This is a genomic window from Ideonella azotifigens, from assembly GCF_021043325.1.
In the GTDB taxonomy this organism is placed as follows: Bacteria; Pseudomonadota; Gammaproteobacteria; order Burkholderiales; family Burkholderiaceae_C; genus Ideonella; species Ideonella azotifigens.
In genome coordinates this window covers 294,248-312,002 of the sequence record NZ_JAJNKD010000001.1, presented here as the reverse complement: position 1 = coordinate 312,002, position 17,755 = coordinate 294,248, and the positions used below count along the sequence as shown (strand labels likewise).

Annotated in this window: 13 protein-coding genes and 1 tRNA gene; 1 reads left to right on the top strand and 13 read right to left on the bottom strand. The window is 63.1% G+C overall.

All coding sequences use genetic code 11. From position 1 onward, the window contains the following. Positions 1-11 precede the first annotated feature (11 nt). The 3 genes from fusA to rpsL all read right to left on the bottom strand — a co-directional run bounded on the left by fusA (position 12) and on the right by rpsL (position 3,223). Complete coding sequence (fusA, locus tag LRH25_RS01320; RefSeq protein ID WP_141284856.1) at positions 12-2,114, bottom strand: elongation factor G; 2,103 nt, start codon at positions 2,112-2,114, stop codon at positions 12-14. 68 nt (positions 2,115-2,182) lie between these two features. Beyond that, positions 2,183-2,653: a 30S ribosomal protein S7 gene (rpsG, locus tag LRH25_RS01315; RefSeq protein WP_141284858.1), complete on the bottom strand. Its 471-nt coding sequence runs from the start codon at positions 2,651-2,653 to the stop codon at positions 2,183-2,185. A 192-nt stretch (positions 2,654-2,845) separates the two neighbouring features. Further along, positions 2,846-3,223, bottom strand: a complete 378-nt coding sequence (gene rpsL / locus LRH25_RS01310) for a 30S ribosomal protein S12 (protein WP_141284880.1) — start codon at positions 3,221-3,223, stop codon at positions 2,846-2,848. A 232-nt stretch (positions 3,224-3,455) separates the two neighbouring features. Between rpsL and LRH25_RS01305 the strand changes: the two genes are divergently transcribed. Further along, entirely contained in the window at positions 3,456-3,935 is a 480-nt protein-coding gene (locus tag LRH25_RS01305; RefSeq protein WP_141284860.1) for a PIN domain-containing protein, read from the top strand. 63 nt (positions 3,936-3,998) lie between these two features. Here LRH25_RS01305 and rpoC read toward each other — a convergent pair whose 3' ends face one another. The 10 genes from rpoC to tuf form a co-directional block, all read right to left on the bottom strand. Continuing rightward, the gene (gene rpoC, locus LRH25_RS01300; protein ID WP_141284862.1) at positions 3,999-8,222 is read right to left on the bottom strand and encodes a DNA-directed RNA polymerase subunit beta'; all 4,224 of its coding nucleotides are present in this window, start codon (positions 8,220-8,222) and stop codon (positions 3,999-4,001) included. Positions 8,223-8,289: 67 nt separating this feature from the next. Then, positions 8,290-12,411: a DNA-directed RNA polymerase subunit beta gene (gene rpoB / locus LRH25_RS01295; RefSeq protein WP_141284864.1), complete on the bottom strand. Its 4,122-nt coding sequence runs from the start codon at positions 12,409-12,411 to the stop codon at positions 8,290-8,292. Between the two features lie 340 nt (positions 12,412-12,751). Next, positions 12,752-13,129, bottom strand: a complete 378-nt coding sequence (rplL, locus tag LRH25_RS01290) for a 50S ribosomal protein L7/L12 (RefSeq protein WP_141284866.1) — start codon at positions 13,127-13,129, stop codon at positions 12,752-12,754. A 49-nt stretch (positions 13,130-13,178) separates the two neighbouring features. After that, positions 13,179-13,715: a 50S ribosomal protein L10 gene (gene rplJ, locus LRH25_RS01285; protein ID WP_141284868.1), complete on the bottom strand. Its 537-nt coding sequence runs from the start codon at positions 13,713-13,715 to the stop codon at positions 13,179-13,181. A gap of 294 nt (positions 13,716-14,009) precedes the next feature. After that, positions 14,010-14,723 carry a 50S ribosomal protein L1 gene (gene rplA / locus LRH25_RS01280; protein ID WP_141284870.1) on the bottom strand — a complete coding sequence of 238 codons (714 nt, stop codon included), beginning with the start codon at positions 14,721-14,723 and terminating at the stop codon, positions 14,010-14,012. Continuing rightward, on the bottom strand, positions 14,724-15,155 hold the full coding sequence (gene rplK / locus LRH25_RS01275) for a 50S ribosomal protein L11 (RefSeq protein ID WP_141284872.1): 432 nt from the start codon (positions 15,153-15,155) through the stop codon (positions 14,724-14,726). It abuts the gene before it with no gap. Positions 15,156-15,268: 113 nt separating this feature from the next. Then, entirely contained in the window at positions 15,269-15,850 is a 582-nt protein-coding gene (nusG, locus tag LRH25_RS01270; RefSeq protein WP_141284874.1) for a transcription termination/antitermination protein NusG, read from the bottom strand. Between the two features lie 32 nt (positions 15,851-15,882). Further along, positions 15,883-16,269, bottom strand: a complete 387-nt coding sequence (secE, locus tag LRH25_RS01265) for a preprotein translocase subunit SecE (RefSeq protein ID WP_141284876.1) — start codon at positions 16,267-16,269, stop codon at positions 15,883-15,885. A 159-nt stretch (positions 16,270-16,428) separates the two neighbouring features. Beyond that, positions 16,429-16,504: transfer RNA gene (locus LRH25_RS01260), tRNA-Trp, on the bottom strand. Positions 16,505-16,524: 20 nt separating this feature from the next. Further along, a complete protein-coding gene (gene tuf, locus LRH25_RS01255; protein ID WP_141284854.1) occupies positions 16,525-17,715 on the bottom strand; it encodes an elongation factor Tu in 1,191 nt (396 codons plus the stop codon). Positions 17,716-17,755: the final 40 nt, after the last annotated feature.

The window sequence follows — 17,755 nt, the reverse complement described above, 5'->3', positions numbered from 1 at the left end:
GCGTTGCGTTTTTACTTGGCGCGGGACGTGATGATGGCGTCGGCCACGTTCTTCGGGGCTTCCGAATAGTGCTTGAACTCCATCGTGTACGTGGCACGGCCTTGCGACATCGAGCGCAGCGTGGTCGAGTAGCCGAACATTTCCGACAGCGGAACTTCGGCCTTGATGACCTTGCCGCCGCCGACCATGTCGTCCATGCCCTGCACCATGCCGCGACGGCTGGACAGGTCGCCCATCACGTTGCCGGCGTAGTCCTCAGGCGTCTCGACTTCCACGGCCATCATCGGCTCCAGGATGACCGGCGAAGCCTTGCGCATACCGTCCTTGAAGCCCATGGATGCGGCCATCTTGAACGCGTTTTCGTTCGAGTCCACTTCGTGGTACGAACCGAAGGTCAGCGTGACCTTCACGTCCACGACCGGGAAGCCGGCCAGCACGCCGTTTGGCAGCGTGTCGATCAGGCCCTTTTCCACCGCGGGGATGAACTCGCGCGGCACCACGCCGCCCTTGATGGCGTCGACGAACTCGAAGCCCTTGCCCGGCTCTTGCGGCTCGACCTTCAACACGACGTGGCCGTACTGGCCCTTGCCGCCGGACTGGCGCACGAACTTGCCTTCGACGTCTTCCACCGACTTGCGGATGGTTTCGCGGTAGGCCACCTGCGGCTTGCCTACGTTGGCTTCGACGCCGAATTCGCGCTTCATGCGGTCGACGATGATTTCCAGGTGCAGCTCGCCCATGCCGGAAATGATGGTCTGGCCCGACTCTTCGTCGGTGCGCACGCGGAAAGAAGGATCTTCCGCAGCCAGGCGGCCCAGCGCGATGCCCATCTTTTCCTGGTCAGCCTTGGTCTTGGGCTCGACAGCCTGCGAGATCACCGGCTCCGGGAAGACCATCTTTTCCAGCGTGATGATGGCTTCGGGGTCGCACAGGGTTTCACCCGTGGTGACGTCCTTCAAGCCCACGCAGGCAGCGATGTCGCCGGCCAAAATTTCCTTGATTTCTTCACGCTGGTTGGCGTGCATCTGCAGGATCCGGCCGATGCGCTCCTTCTTGCCCTTGATCGGGTTGTAGACCGTCGCGCCGGAAGCCAGCACGCCAGAGTACACACGAACGAAGGTCAGCTGGCCGACGAACGGGTCGGTCATCAGCTTGAAGGCCAGGGCGGCAAACTTGGCTTCGTCAGTGCGTTCGCGCGTGGTCGGCTGGTCGTCGTCGTCGGTGCCCGGGACCGGCGGAATGTCCGCAGGCGACGGCATGAAGTCGATCACGCCATCCAGCATGCGCTGCACGCCCTTGTTCTTGAAAGCGGTGCCGCAGAACATCGGCTGAATTTCAGCAGCGATGGTGCGGGTGCGGATGGCCGACTTGATCTCTTCCTCGGTCAGGTCGCCCGTCTCGAGGTACTTGTTCATCAGCTCTTCAGTGGCTTCGGCTGCAGCCTCGACCATCTTCTCGCGCCACTCTTGAGCCAGCTCCACCAGGTCGGCGGGGATGTCTTCGTAGCTGAACTTCATGCCCTGGGAGGCTTCGTCCCAGAAGATGGCCTTCATCTTGATGAGGTCAACCACGCCCTTGAAGTTTTCTTCGGCACCGATCGGAATCACGATGGGCACCGGGTTGGCCTTCAGGCGAGCCTTCATCTGGTCCACGACCTTGAAGAAGTTCGCACCCGTGCGGTCCATCTTGTTCACGAAGGCCAGACGCGGCACGTGGTACTTGTTGGCCTGGCGCCAGACTGTTTCCGACTGCGGCTGCACGCCACCCACGGCGCAATAGACCATGCAGGCACCGTCAAGCACGCGCATCGAACGTTCGACTTCAATCGTGAAGTCCACGTGTCCGGGGGTGTCGATGATGTTGATGCGGTGTTCCGGCAGGGACAGGTCCATGCCCTTCCAGAAACAGGTCGTCGCAGCGGAGGTGATCGTGATGCCACGCTCCTGCTCCTGCTCCATCCAGTCCATCGTGGCGGCGCCGTCGTGCACTTCACCGATCTTGTGGTTCACACCGGTATAGAACAGGATGCGCTCAGTCGTCGTGGTCTTGCCAGCGTCGATGTGAGCCGAGATACCGATGTTGCGGTAGCGCTCGATGGGGGTCTTGCGAGCCATGGTGACACTCCAAATGCGAAGAGCCGCCCGGGGTTGGTGACAACCCTAGGCGGCCAAAAGGACAGGGTTTAGAAGCGGAAGTGCGAGAAGGCCTTGTTGGCTTCCGCCATGCGGTGCACTTCGTCACGCTTCTTCATCGCGCCGCCACGGCCTTCAGAGGCCTCCAGCAGCTCATTGGCCAGACGCGCAGCCATCGACTTCTCACCGCGCTTGCGTGCCGATTCCTTCAGCCAGCGCATGGCCAGGGCCATCCGGCGAACAGGGCGAACTTCCACGGGAACTTGGTAGTTCGCACCGCCCACGCGGCGGGACTTGACTTCCACCATCGGTTTGACGTTGTTGAGCGCGACCATGAAGACCTCCAGCGGGTCCTTCTTGGCCTTGTTCTCAACCTGCTCGAGGGCACCGTAAATGATGCGCTCCGCAACGGCCTTCTTGCCCGACTCCATGATCACGTTCATGAACTTGGACAGGTCCACCGAACCGAACTTCGGATCAGGCAGGATGTCCCGCTTGGGGACTTCGCGACGACGAGGCATTTCTCTCTTCCTTCATCTTCAGTTGGTGCCGGAACATTCCCGCACCGCGAAAGACCATGAACCGCTCTGCGGCAGATCTCTCACTTACTCGGTCCAGCCACTCGACATGAGGACTGACCGCAACTTCACATCCTGAGGCCCTGCGGCCGGACATGACAACTTTTCCAAAAGCCCTTGCGGACCGCTTTGGACTTATTTGCTCTTCGGGCGCTTCGCGCCGTACTTGGAACGCGACTGCTTGCGATCCTTGACGCCTTGCAGGTCAAGCGAGCCACGCACGATGTGGTAGCGCACGCCTGGCAAGTCCTTGACCCGGCCGCCGCGCACGAGCACAACGCTGTGCTCTTGCAGGTTGTGGCCTTCACCGCCTATGTACGAGATGACCTCGAAACCGTTGGTCAGGCGAACCTTGGCGACCTTCCGCAGTGCCGAGTTCGGCTTCTTCGGGGTCGTGGTGTAGACGCGGGTGCAGACGCCGCGGCGTTGCGGGCAATTCTGCATTGCCGGCGACTTCGACTTCGTGACTTCGGCCTGACGGCCTTGGCGCACGAGCTGGTTGATGGTTGGCATGGGTAACTTGTTCCCGTTTGAAGTTACGTGAAAAACGTCTTTTCGGCAGACCTCGAACGAGCCCATCACGGCTCACCGAAGATCGCAAAAACACTGGCTTGCGCTGACTTGCGCAAGTTGCGGCAACGCCAAAGCACGGCAGTTTTCCGCCGAAAAGCCCTCGATTATAGTAAGCCGCTCCTTTTCCCGCAAGGCGCTTGGCATTCGACTTCGCTGCCGCCGCCGGCAACCCATGAATGCAAGTGCCCACTCTCCCGATTTTCCACGTGCACTGGTGATCGACACGCAGTCCATCCTGGACTGGCAACTGTTCGGCAATGCCCTTTGCGCCGGCTGGCAAGCCGAGTTGCAGCCCACGCGCTGGACCTGGCTGGCCACCAAGGCGATGCGCGACGAGCTGTCGCACGTGCTGGACCGCTTCACCGCACGCGGTCTGGCGCCGACTTGGCCGGGCACGGCCACGAGCGTGCTGGCGCATTTCGACCAGTACGTGCAGCTGCAACCCGTGCCGGTGCTGCCGCTGGGCACACCACGCTGCACCGACCGTGACGATCAGAAATTCATCGACCTGGCGATTGCCACCGGCGCGCTGCTGCTGAGCCGCGACAAGGCGGTGCTGAAGCTCAGGAAGCGCGCAGCGCTGCTGGGGGCCGAGATCCAGCCCCCCACAGCCTGGGCCGCCCAGCCAGGTCTGAAACGACCCGCTGAATAAAAAAGGCGACCCTTGGGTCGCCCTTTTGCACCGTGCCAGGCCGAAGCCCGGTGCTTCGTCGCTTTAGTCCGCGCTGCCTTCGGCGGGCGCTTGCGCGTCCAGGCTGGCCAGCTGGGCCGAAGCCAGCTCTTCGGCTTCCTGCATCGCGATGGCGCGGCGCTCGGTGTCGTCCATCTCTTCCTTGGCCTTGCGGGCCAGGTGGAAGGCCATGCCGGTGCCCGCGGGGATCAGGCGGCCGACGATGACGTTTTCCTTCAGGCCGCGCAGCTCGTCGCGCTTGCCCATGATGGCCGCTTCGGTCAGCACGCGGGTGGTTTCCTGGAAGGAGGCCGCGGAGATGAACGAGTCGGTCGACAGCGAGGCCTTGGTGATGCCCAGCAGCACGTCGGCATAAGTCGCCGGCAGCTTGTCTTCACGCTGCAGCCGTTCGTTGGTGTTGAACAGCTCCGAACGTTCGACCTGCTCGCCAACGATGTAGTTCGAGTCGCCCGAGTTGGTGATCTGCACACGACGCAGCATCTGGCGAACGATCACCTCGATGTGCTTGTCGTTGATCTTCACACCTTGCAGGCGATACACGTCCTGGACTTCGTCGACGATGTAGCGCGCCAGTTCCTCGACACCCAGCAGGCGCAGGATGTCCTGCGGGTCCGCCGAGCCGTCGACGATCAATTCGCCGCGGTTCACCACCTGGCCTTCGTGCACCAGGATGTTCTTTTCCTTCGGAACCAGTTCTTCGTAGACCTGGCCTTCCGGATCGGTGATCTGCAGGCGAACCTTGCCCTTGGTTTCCTTGCCGAACGACACCGTGCCGGTGCGCTCTGCCAGGGTGCCAACGTCCTTCGGCGAACGCGCCTCGAACAGCTCGGCCACCCGCGGCAGACCGCCGGTGATGTCCCGCGTCTTCTGGCCTTCGACCGGAATGCGCGCCAGCACTTCGCCAGGGGCGAGGTCCTGGCCGTCGCGGATCTGCACCAGCGAGCCGACCGGGAAGCCGATGGTCACCGAGTGGTCGGTGCCAGGGATCTTCACTTCCTGGCCCAGCGCGTCCAGCAGCTTGACCTGCGGCCGGATGACCTTGGCAGCGCCGCGGCGCTTCGGGTCGATGACCACCAGCGTCGACAGGCCGGTCACTTCGTCCAGCTGCTTGGCCACCGTCACGCCTTCTTCGACATTCTCGAACTTCGCCTTGCCGGCGAATTCCGTGATGATCGGGCGCGTCAGCGGGTCCCAGTTGCCCAGCACCGTGCCAGCCTTGAGCTGCTGGTCGGCCTTGACGTTCAGGATCGCGCCGTACGGCACCTTGTGGCGCTCACGCTCGCGGCCATGCTGGTCGGAGATGACGATTTCGCCGGAACGCGAAATCACCACCAGCTCGCCCTTGCTGTTGGTCACGTAGCGCATCGTGGCGTTGAAACCGATGAAACCATCGGACTTCGCATCCACGCTGGAAGCCACCGCCGCACGCGAAGCCGCGCCACCGATGTGGAAGGTCCGCATTGTCAGCTGCGTGCCCGGCTCGCCGATGGACTGCGCGGCAATCACGCCCACCGCTTCACCGGTGTTGACCAGGCCACCGCGGCCGAGGTCACGGCCGTAGCAGCTGGCGCACAGGCCGTAGCGGGTTTCGCAGGTCAGCGGGGTGCGGACCTTGACTTCGTCGACGCCAGCGGCTTCGAGCACGTCCAGCAGGTCTTCGTCCAGCATCGTGCCGGCCGGCAGCACCATTTCCTGGGTCTCAGGATGGGTGACCTCGATCGCGCAGACGCGGCCCAGGATGCGGTCGCGCAGCGATTCGATCACTTCGCCGCCTTCGACCAGCGCACGCATCGCGAAGCCGTTTTCGGTGCCGCAATCGGTCTCGGTCACGACCAGGTCCTGCGTCACGTCGACCAGGCGACGCGTCAGGTAGCCGGAGTTCGCGGTCTTCAGCGCCGTGTCCGCCAGGCCCTTGCGGGCGCCGTGGGTGGAGATGAAGTACTGCAGAACGTTCAGGCCTTCGCGGAAGTTCGCGGTGATCGGCGTCTCGATGATGGAGCCATCAGGCTTGGCCATCAGGCCCCGCATGCCCGCCAGCTGGCGGATCTGCGCGGCAGAGCCCCGGGCACCGGAGTCGGCCATCATGTAGATGGAGTTGAACGACTCGGTGTCGACTTCCTTGCCATGACGGTCGATGACCTTCTGCTTGGACAGCTGGCTCATCATGACCTTGCCGACTTCGTCGCCGGTCTTGCCCCAGATGTCCACCACCTTGTTGTAGCGCTCGCCAGCCGTCACCAGGCCGGAGACGTACTGCTGTTCGATCTCCTTGACTTCCTTCTCGGCGCGCTCGATCAGCGCTGCCTTTTGCGGCGGCACCAACATGTCGTCGATCGCGATCGAGATGCCGGCGCGCGTAGCCAGGCGGAAGCCCGACTGCAGCAGCTTGTCGGCGAACACAACCGTTTCCTTCAGACCGCACTTGCGGAACGAAGTGTTGATCAGGCGCGAGATCTCTTTCTTCTTCAGCGCCTTGTTGATGTTCGAGAAAGCCAGGCCCTTGGGCAGGATCTCGGACAGCAGCGCACGGCCCACCGTGGTGTCGACCAGCTTGGTTTCAGGCTGGAACACACCTTCGGCGTCCTTGGTCCATTCGACCAGGCGGACCGAGATCTTGGCGGTGATCTCGACGGCCGCGTTGTCCAGCGCGCGCTGGAGTTCCACGGTGTCGGAGAAGATCATGCCTTCGCCCTTGCCGTTGATGCGCTCGCGGGTGGCGTAGTACAGGCCCAGCACCACGTCTTGCGACGGCACGATGGACGGCTCGCCCGAAGCCGGGAACAGCACGTTGTTCGAAGCCAGCATCAGCGCGCGCGCTTCCATCTGGGCTTCGATCGACAGCGGCACGTGCACGGCCATCTGGTCACCGTCGAAGTCGGCGTTGAACGCCGCGCAAACGAGAGGGTGCAGCTGGATCGCCTTGCCTTCGATCAGCACCGGCTCGAACGCCTGGATGCCCAGGCGGTGCAGCGTCGGCGCACGGTTGAGCATGACCGGGTGTTCCTTGATGACTTCTTCAAGGATGTCCCAGACCACCGGCGTGCCGCTCTCGACTTCCTTCTTCGCCGCCTTGATGGTGGTGGCGATGCCCATCGCCTCCAGGCGCGAGAAGATGAAAGGCTTGAACAATTCGAGGGCCATCAGCTTGGGCAGGCCGCACTGGTGCAGCTTGAGCGTCGGGCCCACGGTGATCACCGAACGACCGGAGTAGTCGACGCGCTTGCCCAGCAGGTTCTGGCGGAAGCGGCCTGACTTGCCCTTGATCATGTCGGCCAGCGACTTCAGGGCGCGCTTGTTCGCACCCGTCATCGCCTTGCCGCGGCGGCCGTTGTCCAGCAGCGAGTCGACTGCCTCCTGCAGCATGCGCTTTTCGTTGCGCACGATGATCTCGGGGGCCTTCAGCTCCAGCAGGCGCGCCAACCGGTTGTTCCGGTTGATGACGCGGCGGTACAGGTCGTTCAGGTCGGAGGTCGCGAAGCGGCCGCCGTCCAGCGGCACCAGCGGACGCAGGTCCGGCGGCAGCACTGGCAGCACGTCCATCACCATCCAGTGCGGCTTGATGCCCGACTTCTTGAAGGCTTCCATCACCTTCAGGCGCTTGGAATTCTTCTTGACCTTCAGCTCGCTGCCGGTCATGTCGTTGCGCAGCTTGTCGATCTCGACGTCGAGGTCCATCTCGGCCAGCAGCTTCTGGATGCCTTCGGCGCCCATCAGCGCGACGAACTCGTCACCGAACTCGACGCGCTTGGCCTCGAAGTCGTCCTCGCTCATGATCGAGAACTTCTTCAGCGGCGTCATGCCCGGGTCCACGACCACGTAGGCTTCGAAGTACAGCACGCGTTCGATGTCGCGCAGCGTCATGTCGAGCACCAGGCCCAGACGCGACGGCAGCGACTTCAGGAACCAGATGTGCGCGCACGGCGCCGCCAGGTCGATGTGACCCATGCGGTCACGGCGAACCTTGGTCTGCGTGACTTCAACGCCGCACTTCTCGCAGATCACGCCGCGGTGCTTCAGGCGCTTGTACTTGCCGCACAGGCACTCGTAGTCCTTGATCGGGCCAAAGATCTTGGCGCAAAACAGGCCATCACGTTCCGGCTTGAAGGTCCGGTAGTTGATGGTCTCGGGCTTCTTCACTTCACCGAAGGACCACGAGCGAATCTTCTCGGGCGAGGCAAGCCCGATCCGGATCGCGTCGAAGTGCTCGTCGGGGGTGAACTGCTTGAACAGGTCCAGCAAACCCTTCATTGATTTCTCCTAGTAGTCAGTTTGAAGACCGGGCCGCCATGCAGGCCAGCCCGGTCCCGCAAGGTCATCAGTTGCGCTCGAGCTCGATGTCGATGCCGAGCGAACGAATTTCCTTGACCAGCACGTTGAACGACTCCGGCATGCCGGCGTCAATCGCGTGCTCACCCTTGACGATGTTCTCGTAGACCTTGGTGCGGCCGTTCACGTCGTCGGACTTCACGGTCAGCATTTCCTGCAGCACGTAAGCGGCGCCATAGGCTTCCAGTGCCCACACTTCCATTTCGCCGAAGCGCTGGCCACCGAACTGGGCCTTGCCGCCCAGCGGCTGCTGGGTGACCAGGCTGTACGGGCCGGTCGAACGGGCGTGCATCTTGTCGTCCACCAAGTGGTGCAGCTTCAGCACGTGCATGTAGCCCACCGTGGTCGGGCGCTCGAACTGGTCGCCGGTGCGGCCGTCGTGCAGCCAGGCCTGGGTGCGCGTGTCGGTCAGCCCCTTGCGGGCGGCGATGTCGTCCGGGTAGGCCAGCTTCAGCATGCGGCGGATTTCTTCTTCCTTCGCACCGTCGAACACCGGCGTCGCGAACGGCACGCCCTTGGTCAGCTCCTGCGCCATCTCGACCACTTCCTTGTCGGAGAGGTCTTCGATGTGCTCGACCTTGCCGCCGGACTTGTTGTACAGCTCGTCGAAGAACTTGCGCAGCTCGGCCACCTTGGCCTCGTGCTGCAGCATGTCGCCGATGCGCTGGCCAATGCCCTTGCCGGCCCAGCCCAGGTGGACTTCCAGCACCTGACCCACGTTCATCCGCGAGGGCACGCCCAGCGGATTCAGCACGATGTCGGCAGGCGTGCCGTCGGCCATGTAGGGCATGTCTTCGATCGGGGTGATCTTGGACACGACGCCCTTGTTGCCGTGACGGCCGGCCATCTTGTCGCCAGGCTGCAGGCGGCGCTTGACGGCCAGGTAGACCTTGACCATCTTCAGCACGCCAGCGGGCAGCTCGTCGCCCTGGGTCAGCTTCTTGCGCTTCTCTTCGAAAGCCAGGTCGAAGCTGTGACGGGTCTGCTCCAGCGAGTTCTTGATCGACTCGAGCTGGTTGGCGACTTCGTCTTCCGCCGGGCGCACGTCGAACCAGTGGTACTTGTCGATGCCAGCCAGGTAGGCCTTGTCGATCGTCGTGCCCTTGGCCAGCTTTTGCGGGCCACCGTTGGCGATGCGGCCGTTCAGCAGCTTCTCGATCCGGTCGAAAGCGTCCAGCTCGACGATGCGCAGCTGGTCGTTCAGGTCCAGGCGGAAACGCTTCAGCTCATCGTCGATGATCTGCTGGGCGCGCTTGTCGCGCTGGATGCCTTCACGGGTGAAGACCTGCACGTCGATCACGGTGCCGTTCGTGCCCTGGTCCACGCGCAGCGAAGTGTCCTTCACGTCGGAAGCCTTCTCGCCGAAGATCGCGCGCAGCAGCTTTTCTTCCGGCGTCAGCGTGGTCTCGCCCTTGGGCGTGACCTTGCCGACCAGCACGTCGCCTGGCGTCACTTCGGCGCCGACATAGACGATGCCCGACTCGTCCAGGCGAGCCAGTTGCTGCTCGCTCAGGTTCGGGATGTCGCGCGTGATTTCTTCCGAGCCCAGCTTGGTGTCGCGGGCCATCACCACCAGTTCCTCGATGTGGATCGAGGTGTAGCGGTCTTCGGCGACGACGCGTTCGCTGATCAGGATCGAGTCTTCGAAGTTGTAGCCGTTCCAGGGCATGAACGCGACCAGCATGTTCTGGCCCAGGGCCAGTTCACCCAGGTCGGTCGACGCACCGTCGGCCACCACGTCGCCAGCCGCCACCTGGTCACCGCGGCGCACGATGGCGCGTTGGTGGATGTTGGTGTTCTGGTTCGAGCGCTGGTACTTGATCAGGTTGTAGATGTCCACGCCGACTTCGCCCGCCAGGGTTTCGTCGTCGTTGACACGGATCACCACGCGGTTGGTGTCGACATAGTCGACCACGCCGCCGCGGCGTGCCGTGACCACCGTGCCCGAGTCGACCGCAGCGACGCGCTCGACACCGGTACCGACCAGCGCCTTTTCGGGGCGCAGCACCGGCACGGCCTGACGCTGCATGTTGGCGCCCATCAGCGCGCGGTTCGCATCGTCGTGCTCGAGGAACGGCACCAGCGAGGCCGCCACCGACACGATCTGCGTCGGCGCCACGTCCATGTACTGGATGCGTTCCGGCGAGGTCAGCACCGATTCGCCGTTTTCACGGGCCGAGACCAGCTCATCGGTCAGCGTGCCTTCCTTGTCCAGCGTCGCGTTCGCCTGGGCAATGACGTACTTGCCTTCCTCGATGGCCGACAGGTAATCGATCTGCATCGTCACCTTGCCGTCGTTCACGCGGCGATACGGCGTCTCCAGGAAGCCGTATTCGTTGAGCTGCGCGTACAGGGCCAGCGAGTTGATCAGGCCGATGTTCGGGCCTTCCGGCGTTTCGATCGGGCAGACACGGCCGTAGTGGGTCGGGTGCACGTCGCGCACTTCGAAGCCGGCGCGCTCGCGGGTCAGACCGCCCGGGCCCAGTGCGGAAACACGACGCTTGTGCGTGATTTCCGAAAGCGGGTTGGTCTGGTCCATGAACTGCGACAGCTGCGACGCACCGAAGAACTCCTTGAGCGCCGCGGAGATCGGCTTGGAGTTGATCAGGTCGTGCGGCATCAGGGCTTCGGTCTCGGCCTGGCCGAGGCGTTCCTTGACGGCCTTCTCGATCCGCGCGAGACCCGAGCGATACTGGTTCTCGGCCAGTTCGCCCACGCAACGCACACGCCGATTGCCCAGGTGGTCGATGTCATCGACTTCGCCGCGGCCATTGCGCAACTCGACCAGGATCTTCACGACGTAGATGATGTCCTCGTTGGACAGCGTCATCGGGCCTTCCGGCACGTCGCGGCCCACGCGGGCGTTGAACTTCATCCGGCCCACGCGCGACAGATCGTAGGTGTCGGCGTTGTAGAACAAGCGCTGGAACAGTGCTTCCACCGCATCTTCGGTTGGCGGCTCGCCGGGGCGCATCATGCGGTAGATCGCCACGCGCGCGGCCAGCTGGTCGGCGGTTTCGTCCAGGCTCAGCGTCTGGCTGATGTAGGCGCCCTGGTCCAGTTCATTGGTGAACAGGCACTGCAGGTCCTTGATGCCGGCGCCGCGCAGCTTCTTCAGCAGCGATTCGGTCAGCTCGTCATTGGCCTTCGCAATGATCTCGCCGGTGTCCGGGTCGACCATGTTGCGGGCGACCACGCGGCCCACCAGGAAGTCTTCCGGCACCGAGATGAAGTTGGTGCCGGTCTGCTCCAGCTGGCGCGCATGGCGCGCGGTGATGCGCTTGTCCTTCTCGACGATGACGTTGCCGTCCTTGTCGGTGATGTCGAAGCGCGCCACTTCGCCCTTCAGGCGCTCAGGCACGAACTCCAGCTGTGCGCCGGTGTCCATCAGGCGGAAGCTGTCGTTGTCGAAGAAGTGCGCCAGGATCGCTTCCGGGTTCAGGCCGATGGCCTTCAGCAGGATCGTCACCGGCATCTTGCGGCGGCGGTCGACACGGAAGTACAGGATGTCCTTCGGGTCGAACTCGAAGTCCAGCCACGAGCCGCGGTAAGGAATGATCCGCGCGCTGAACAGCAGCTTGCCCGACGAGTGCGTCTTGCCCTTGTCGTGTTCGAAGAACACGCCAGGCGAGCGGTGCAGCTGCGAGACGATGACACGCTCGGTGCCATTGACGATGAAGGAGCCGTAGTCGGTCATCAGGGGCACTTCGCCCATGTAGACCTCCTGCTCCTTGATCTCCTTGACCACCTTCGCCGGATGCGACTCGCGGTCATAGATGATCATCTGCAGCTTGGCACGCACGGCCGCTGCATAGGTCAGCCCGCGCTGCTGGCATTCGCGCGTGTCGAAGGCCGGTCGCGCGATGTTGAATTCGATGAACTTCATCTCCACGAACCCGTTGTGCGAAACAATCGGGAACGCGGACAGGAACGCCGCCTGCAAACCTTCAGGTTTGCGCTGTTGCGGCGGCACTTCCTTCTGCAGGAAGGCGACGTAGGATTCCCGCTGCATGGTGAGCAGGTAGGGGACGTTGAGAACGCTCTCACGCTTGCCGAAGCTCTTGCGAATTCGCTTGCGCTCGGTGTAGCTGTAGGGGGTTGCTTGCGCCATTGAACACTCCGTATCGGGCACCCGCCGGCCTAGCGGGGAACCTCGTCGGCGACTGGCTTTTGCAGGCGGATTTCCCGGGCGGGAAGCCTGAAAGCTTGGTGGTTGGCCACTACCAACCGCTGGCGGACAACCCCGGCATTGCACCGGAGCCCGACCAAACCTGGTTCTTCTGCAGTCGGATCAGAGAACACTTGGAATAACCGGCCATTATTGCGCAGGTCATTTCAGCTGTCCTCGGCAGGGTCAATGCCCGCCGACGCCCGCCTTCCGCGCGCTTGCGCAGAAAACACAAAAGGCCGGGAGCCCTTTCGGACCCCCAGCCCCTTGCTGCGAAGGTGAATTACTTCACTTCGGCCTTGGCGCCGGCTTCCACCAGCTTCTTGACAGCGGCTTCGGCGTCGGCCTTCGGCACGGCTTCCTTCACGTTCTTCGGAGCGCCGTCGACCAGGTCCTTGGCTTCCTTCAGGCCCAGGCCCGTCAGTTCGCGCACGGCCTTGATGACCTGCACCTTTTGGGCGCCGGCTTCCAGCAGCACGACGTTGAATTCGGTCTTCTCTTCGACCACGGCGGCAGCGCCACCAGCGCCACCAGCGGCAGGAGCGGCCATCGAAGCGGCGGACACGCCAAACTTCTCTTCAATCGCCTTGACCAGGTCGTTCAGTTCCATCACGGACATGCTGTCCAGGGCGGTCAGGAAGGCGTCTTTATCGAATGCCATTTGAGTTACCTCGTATTCAATGATTCAGTGTAGGGATCGGCTGCGGCGCTCAGGCGGCAGCTTCTTCGGCAGGCGCAGCGTCAGCCGGAGCTTCCGCGCCAGCGCCCTTTTGCTCGGCCAATGCGGCCACCACGGCAGCAATGCGCTGCACCGGCGACTTCAGCAAGCCAGCGATCTGCGACAGCAGGACTTCCTTGCTGGGGATCGCAGCCAGGGCCTTCACGCCGTCGGCGTTCAGGACCTTGCCTGCATAGGCGCCGGCCTTGATGACCAGCTTGTCGTTGCCCTTGGCAAAGTCAGCGATGACTTTGGCCGCGGCGACAGCATCTTCCGAAAAGCCGTAGATCAGCGGACCGACCATGCTCTCCGTGACCACCTCGAACGGGGTGCCGGCGACGGCGCGACGGGCCAGGGTGTTCTTCACGACGTGAAGGTACACACCCTTGGCACGCGCATCGACGCGCAGCTTGTTCAGGTTTTCCACGGTGAGGCCACGGTACTCGGCCAACGCCAGGGTCTGGGACTTGGCGACTTGCGCTGCCACTTCCTCGACCACGGCCGCCTTCTCGTTGCGGTTGAGACTCAAGGTCTACTCCTCACAAAAACGTGTCTGCAAGTCTTGCGACCCGTTCGACACACCAGGATTGCAGCGACCTAACCGATTCCGAGAGACGCTCCATACACTGGAACCTCCATCTTCACGGCGGGGACGCCATCTGCGCTGGTGCTTGCCGGGCAGGCCCGGTTCGCGATTAAGGCTGGGCATCGAAACACCCCACCACCAGCGGTCTTGGATGGCCTGCGGCGGTTGCCCGCCTCAGCCCACCAATGTCAGACCCGCGCGTCAAGACAGCCGCGCCGGCCTTGATTCAATGCTGCTTCAGGCAGCCGGGGCCGTGGCCGCGGCAACCGAGGCGATTTCGACGCGGGCGCCGACGCCCATGGTCGAAGACACCGCGACCTTGCGCAGGTACACGCCCTTGGACGCGGCCGGCTTGGCCTTGTTCAGTGCATCCAGCAGCGCGGCCAGGTTGCCAACCAGCTTGTCGTCGTCGAACGAGCGACGGCCGATGGTGCCGTGGATGATGCCGCCCTTGTCAACGCGGAACTGCACCTGACCAGCCTTGGCGTTGCGCACCGCCGTGGCGACGTCCGGCGTCACGGTGCCGACCTTCGGGTTCGGCATCAGGCCGCGCGGGCCCAGGATCTGGCCCAGCGTACCGACCACGCGCATCGTGTCCGGCGAAGCGATCACGACGTCGAAGTTGATGTTGCCGGCCTTGACCTGCTCGGCCAGGTCTTCCATGCCGACCACGTCGGCGCCAGCGGCGCGGGCTTCGTCAGCCTTGGCACCTTGGGCGAACACGGCGACACGCTTGGTCTTGCCGGTGCCGTTGGGCAGCACGACGGCGCCACGCACGACCTGGTCAGACTTCTTCGGGTCAATGCCCAGCTGCACGGCCACGTCGATGGATTCATCGAACTTGGCGGTGGCTGCGCTCTTCACCAGCGTCAGTGCTTCGCCGATCGCGTACAGCTTCAGGCTGTCGACCTTGCCTTGCAGGGTCTTGGCTTTTTTGGTCAGCTTGGCCATTTACACACCCTCCACGATCACGCCCATCGAACGGGCAGAGCCGGCGATGGTCTTCACTGCAGCGTCCATGTCGGCCGCCGTCAGGTCTTTTTGCTTGGTCTTGGCGATCTCTTCCAGCTGGGCGCGGGTGATCTTGCCAACCTTGTTCAGGTGCGGCTTGTCCGAACCCTTGCCCAGGCCGATGGCCTTCTTGATCAGCACGGTCGCCGGGGGCGACTTCAGCACGAAGGTGAAGGACTTGTCGGCAAACGCGGTGATGACCACCGGCAGCATCAGGCCGGGTTCCATGCCGGAGGTCTGGGCGTTGAACGCCTTGCAGAACTCCATGATGTTCAGGCCGCGCTGGCCCAGTGCCGGGCCGACGGGCGGCGACGGGTTGGCCTTGCCGGCCGGGATTTGCAGCTTGATGAAGCCGACGATCTTCTTTGCCATGAATGGCTCCTTTCGAGTTCAAACGCCTTGGGAGTGACCCCTTGGCTCCTCGCTGATGACCCGGAACGACAAAAACCGCTGGCGCCGGGTCAAGCCCGCCAGCGGTCAGAGATTCAAACTTTCTCGACTTGCGAGAAATCCAGCTCGACGCCCGTGGCGCGACCGAAGATCGTGACCGAGACCTTGACCTTGGACTTCTCGTAGTTGACTTCTTCGACAGCGCCGTTGAAGTCGGTGAACGGGCCTTCCTTGACCCGCACCAGCTCGCCAACTTCCCACTCGACCTTGGGCCGGGGTTTCTCGATGCCTTCTTGCATCTGGTTGACGATCTTCATGACCTCGGCCTCCGAGATCGGTGCCGGGCGATTGCGCGCGCCGCCGACAAAGCCGGTGACCTTGCTGGTGTGCTTGACCAAGTGCCAGGACTCATCGTCCATCAGCATCTCGACCAGCACATAACCCGGGAAGAATCGGCGCTCGGTGACCGACTTCTTGCCATTCTTCAGCTCGACCACTTCTTCGGTCGGCACCAGGATGCGGCCGAACTTGGACTGCATGCCGGCGCGGTCGATCCGCTCGCGCAGGTTGCGCTCCACGGCCTTTTCCATGCCCGAATAGGCATGGACGACGTACCAGCGCTGGCCGGAGGCTGCCGGCGAAGCGGGCGTTGCGTCGTTTGCGATGGAATCGCTCATGCTCTGTGGACCTCTTTTGTGTGCACCAGGAATCAGTGCTTCCAGCCCAGGATCAGGTCGTACAGCACCCACTCCAGGGATTTGTCGGTCAGCCACAGGAACAGCGCCATCAGGATGACAAAGGCAAACACGTAGCCCGTCATCTGCGCTGCTTCCTTCGGGGCCGGCCAGACGACCTTCTTGACCTCGCGAACCGACTCGCGGCCGTAGGCGATCAACTGCTTGCCACTTTCGGAGGTGAAAAACAGGCCCACCGCGACCGCCAGGCCCACCAGCAGCGCAATCACGCGCAGCCACATCGGCTGTTGGTTCAGCAGGTAAAACGCCACGACCGAACCGACGACCAGCACTGCGACAGCGGCCAGCTTGGCCTTGTCAGCGCCGGTGGAGAGGGTTTCGACTTGGGAAGGGGTGGACATTGCTTTCAACTTGCGATCCGGGTGACGGGCCGGTAAAACCTGCGACAAGGGCTCGAACACCCGGCGCCCAACAGCAGCAAAGCCCGCCGGGCACAAGGCCTGCGGGCTGGCTGATCAGGCCTTGGACCAGAACGGCAACTCAGACCTGAGCGCCGATGCTGGCAGGGGCAGTAGGAATCGAACCTACAACCTTCGGTTTTGGAGACCGACGCTCTGCCAATTGAGCTATACCCCTGTGGCCTTCAACTTGCTCGATTACTCGATGATCTTGGCAACCACGCCGGCGCCGACGGTGCGGCCACCTTCACGGATGGCGAAGCGCAGGCCTTCTTCCATCGCGATCGGGGCGATCAGCTTGACGGTGATGCTGACGTTGTCGCCCGGCATGACCATTTCCTTGTCCTTGGGCAGTTCCACCGCGCCGGTCACGTCCGTCGTGCGGAAGTAGAACTGCGGGCGATAGTTGTTGAAGAACGGCGTGTGACGGCCGCCTTCGTCCTTGGACAGGACATAGATCTCGGCGGTGAAGTGGGTGTGCGGCTTGACGCTGCCCGGCTTGCACAGCACTTGGCCGCGCTCGACGTCTTCACGCTTGGTGCCGCGCAGCAGGATGCCGACGTTGTCGCCCGCCATGCCCTGGTCCAGCAGCTTGCGGAACATTTCCACGCCGGTGCAGGTGGTCACTTGCGTGGCCTTGATGCCGACGATTTCGATCGATTCGCCGACCTTGATGATGCCGCGCTCGATACGGCCGGTCACCACGGTGCCACGGCCCGAGATCGAGAACACGTCTTCCACCGGCATCAGGAAGGAGCCGTCCACGGCGCGCTCAGGCGTCGGGATGTAGCTGTCCAGCGCGTCGGCCAGGGCCATGATGGCGCCTTCGCCCAGCTCGCCCTTGTCGCCTTCGAGCGCCAGCTTGGCCGAGCCCTTGACGATGGGGGTGTCGTCGCCCGGGAAGTCGTACTTGGACAGCAGCTCGCGCACTTCCATTTCGACCAGTTCCAGCAGCTCGGCGTCGTCCACCATGTCGCACTTGTTCAGGAACACGATGATGTAGGGAACGCCCACCTGACGCGCCAGCAGGATGTGCTCGCGGGTCTGCGGCATCGGGCCGTCAGCGGCCGAGCACACCAGGATCGCGCCGTCCATCTGGGCAGCACCGGTGATCATGTTCTTCACATAGTCAGCGTGGCCCGGGCAGTCAACGTGCGCGTAGTGGCGGTTGGCGGTCTCGTATTCAACGTGTGCAGTGTTGATCGTGATGCCGCGCGCCTTTTCTTCCGGCGCCGCATCGATCTGGTCGTAGGCCTTCGCCTCGCCACCGAACTTGGCCGACAGAATCGTCGTGATCGCCGCCGTCAGCGTCGTCTTGCCATGGTCCACGTGACCAATCGTGCCCACGTTCACGTGCGGCTTGGTCCGTTCAAACTTGCCTTTTGCCATCTTGCGCTCCTGCGGCGGTCGAGATCAAAAAAACGACATC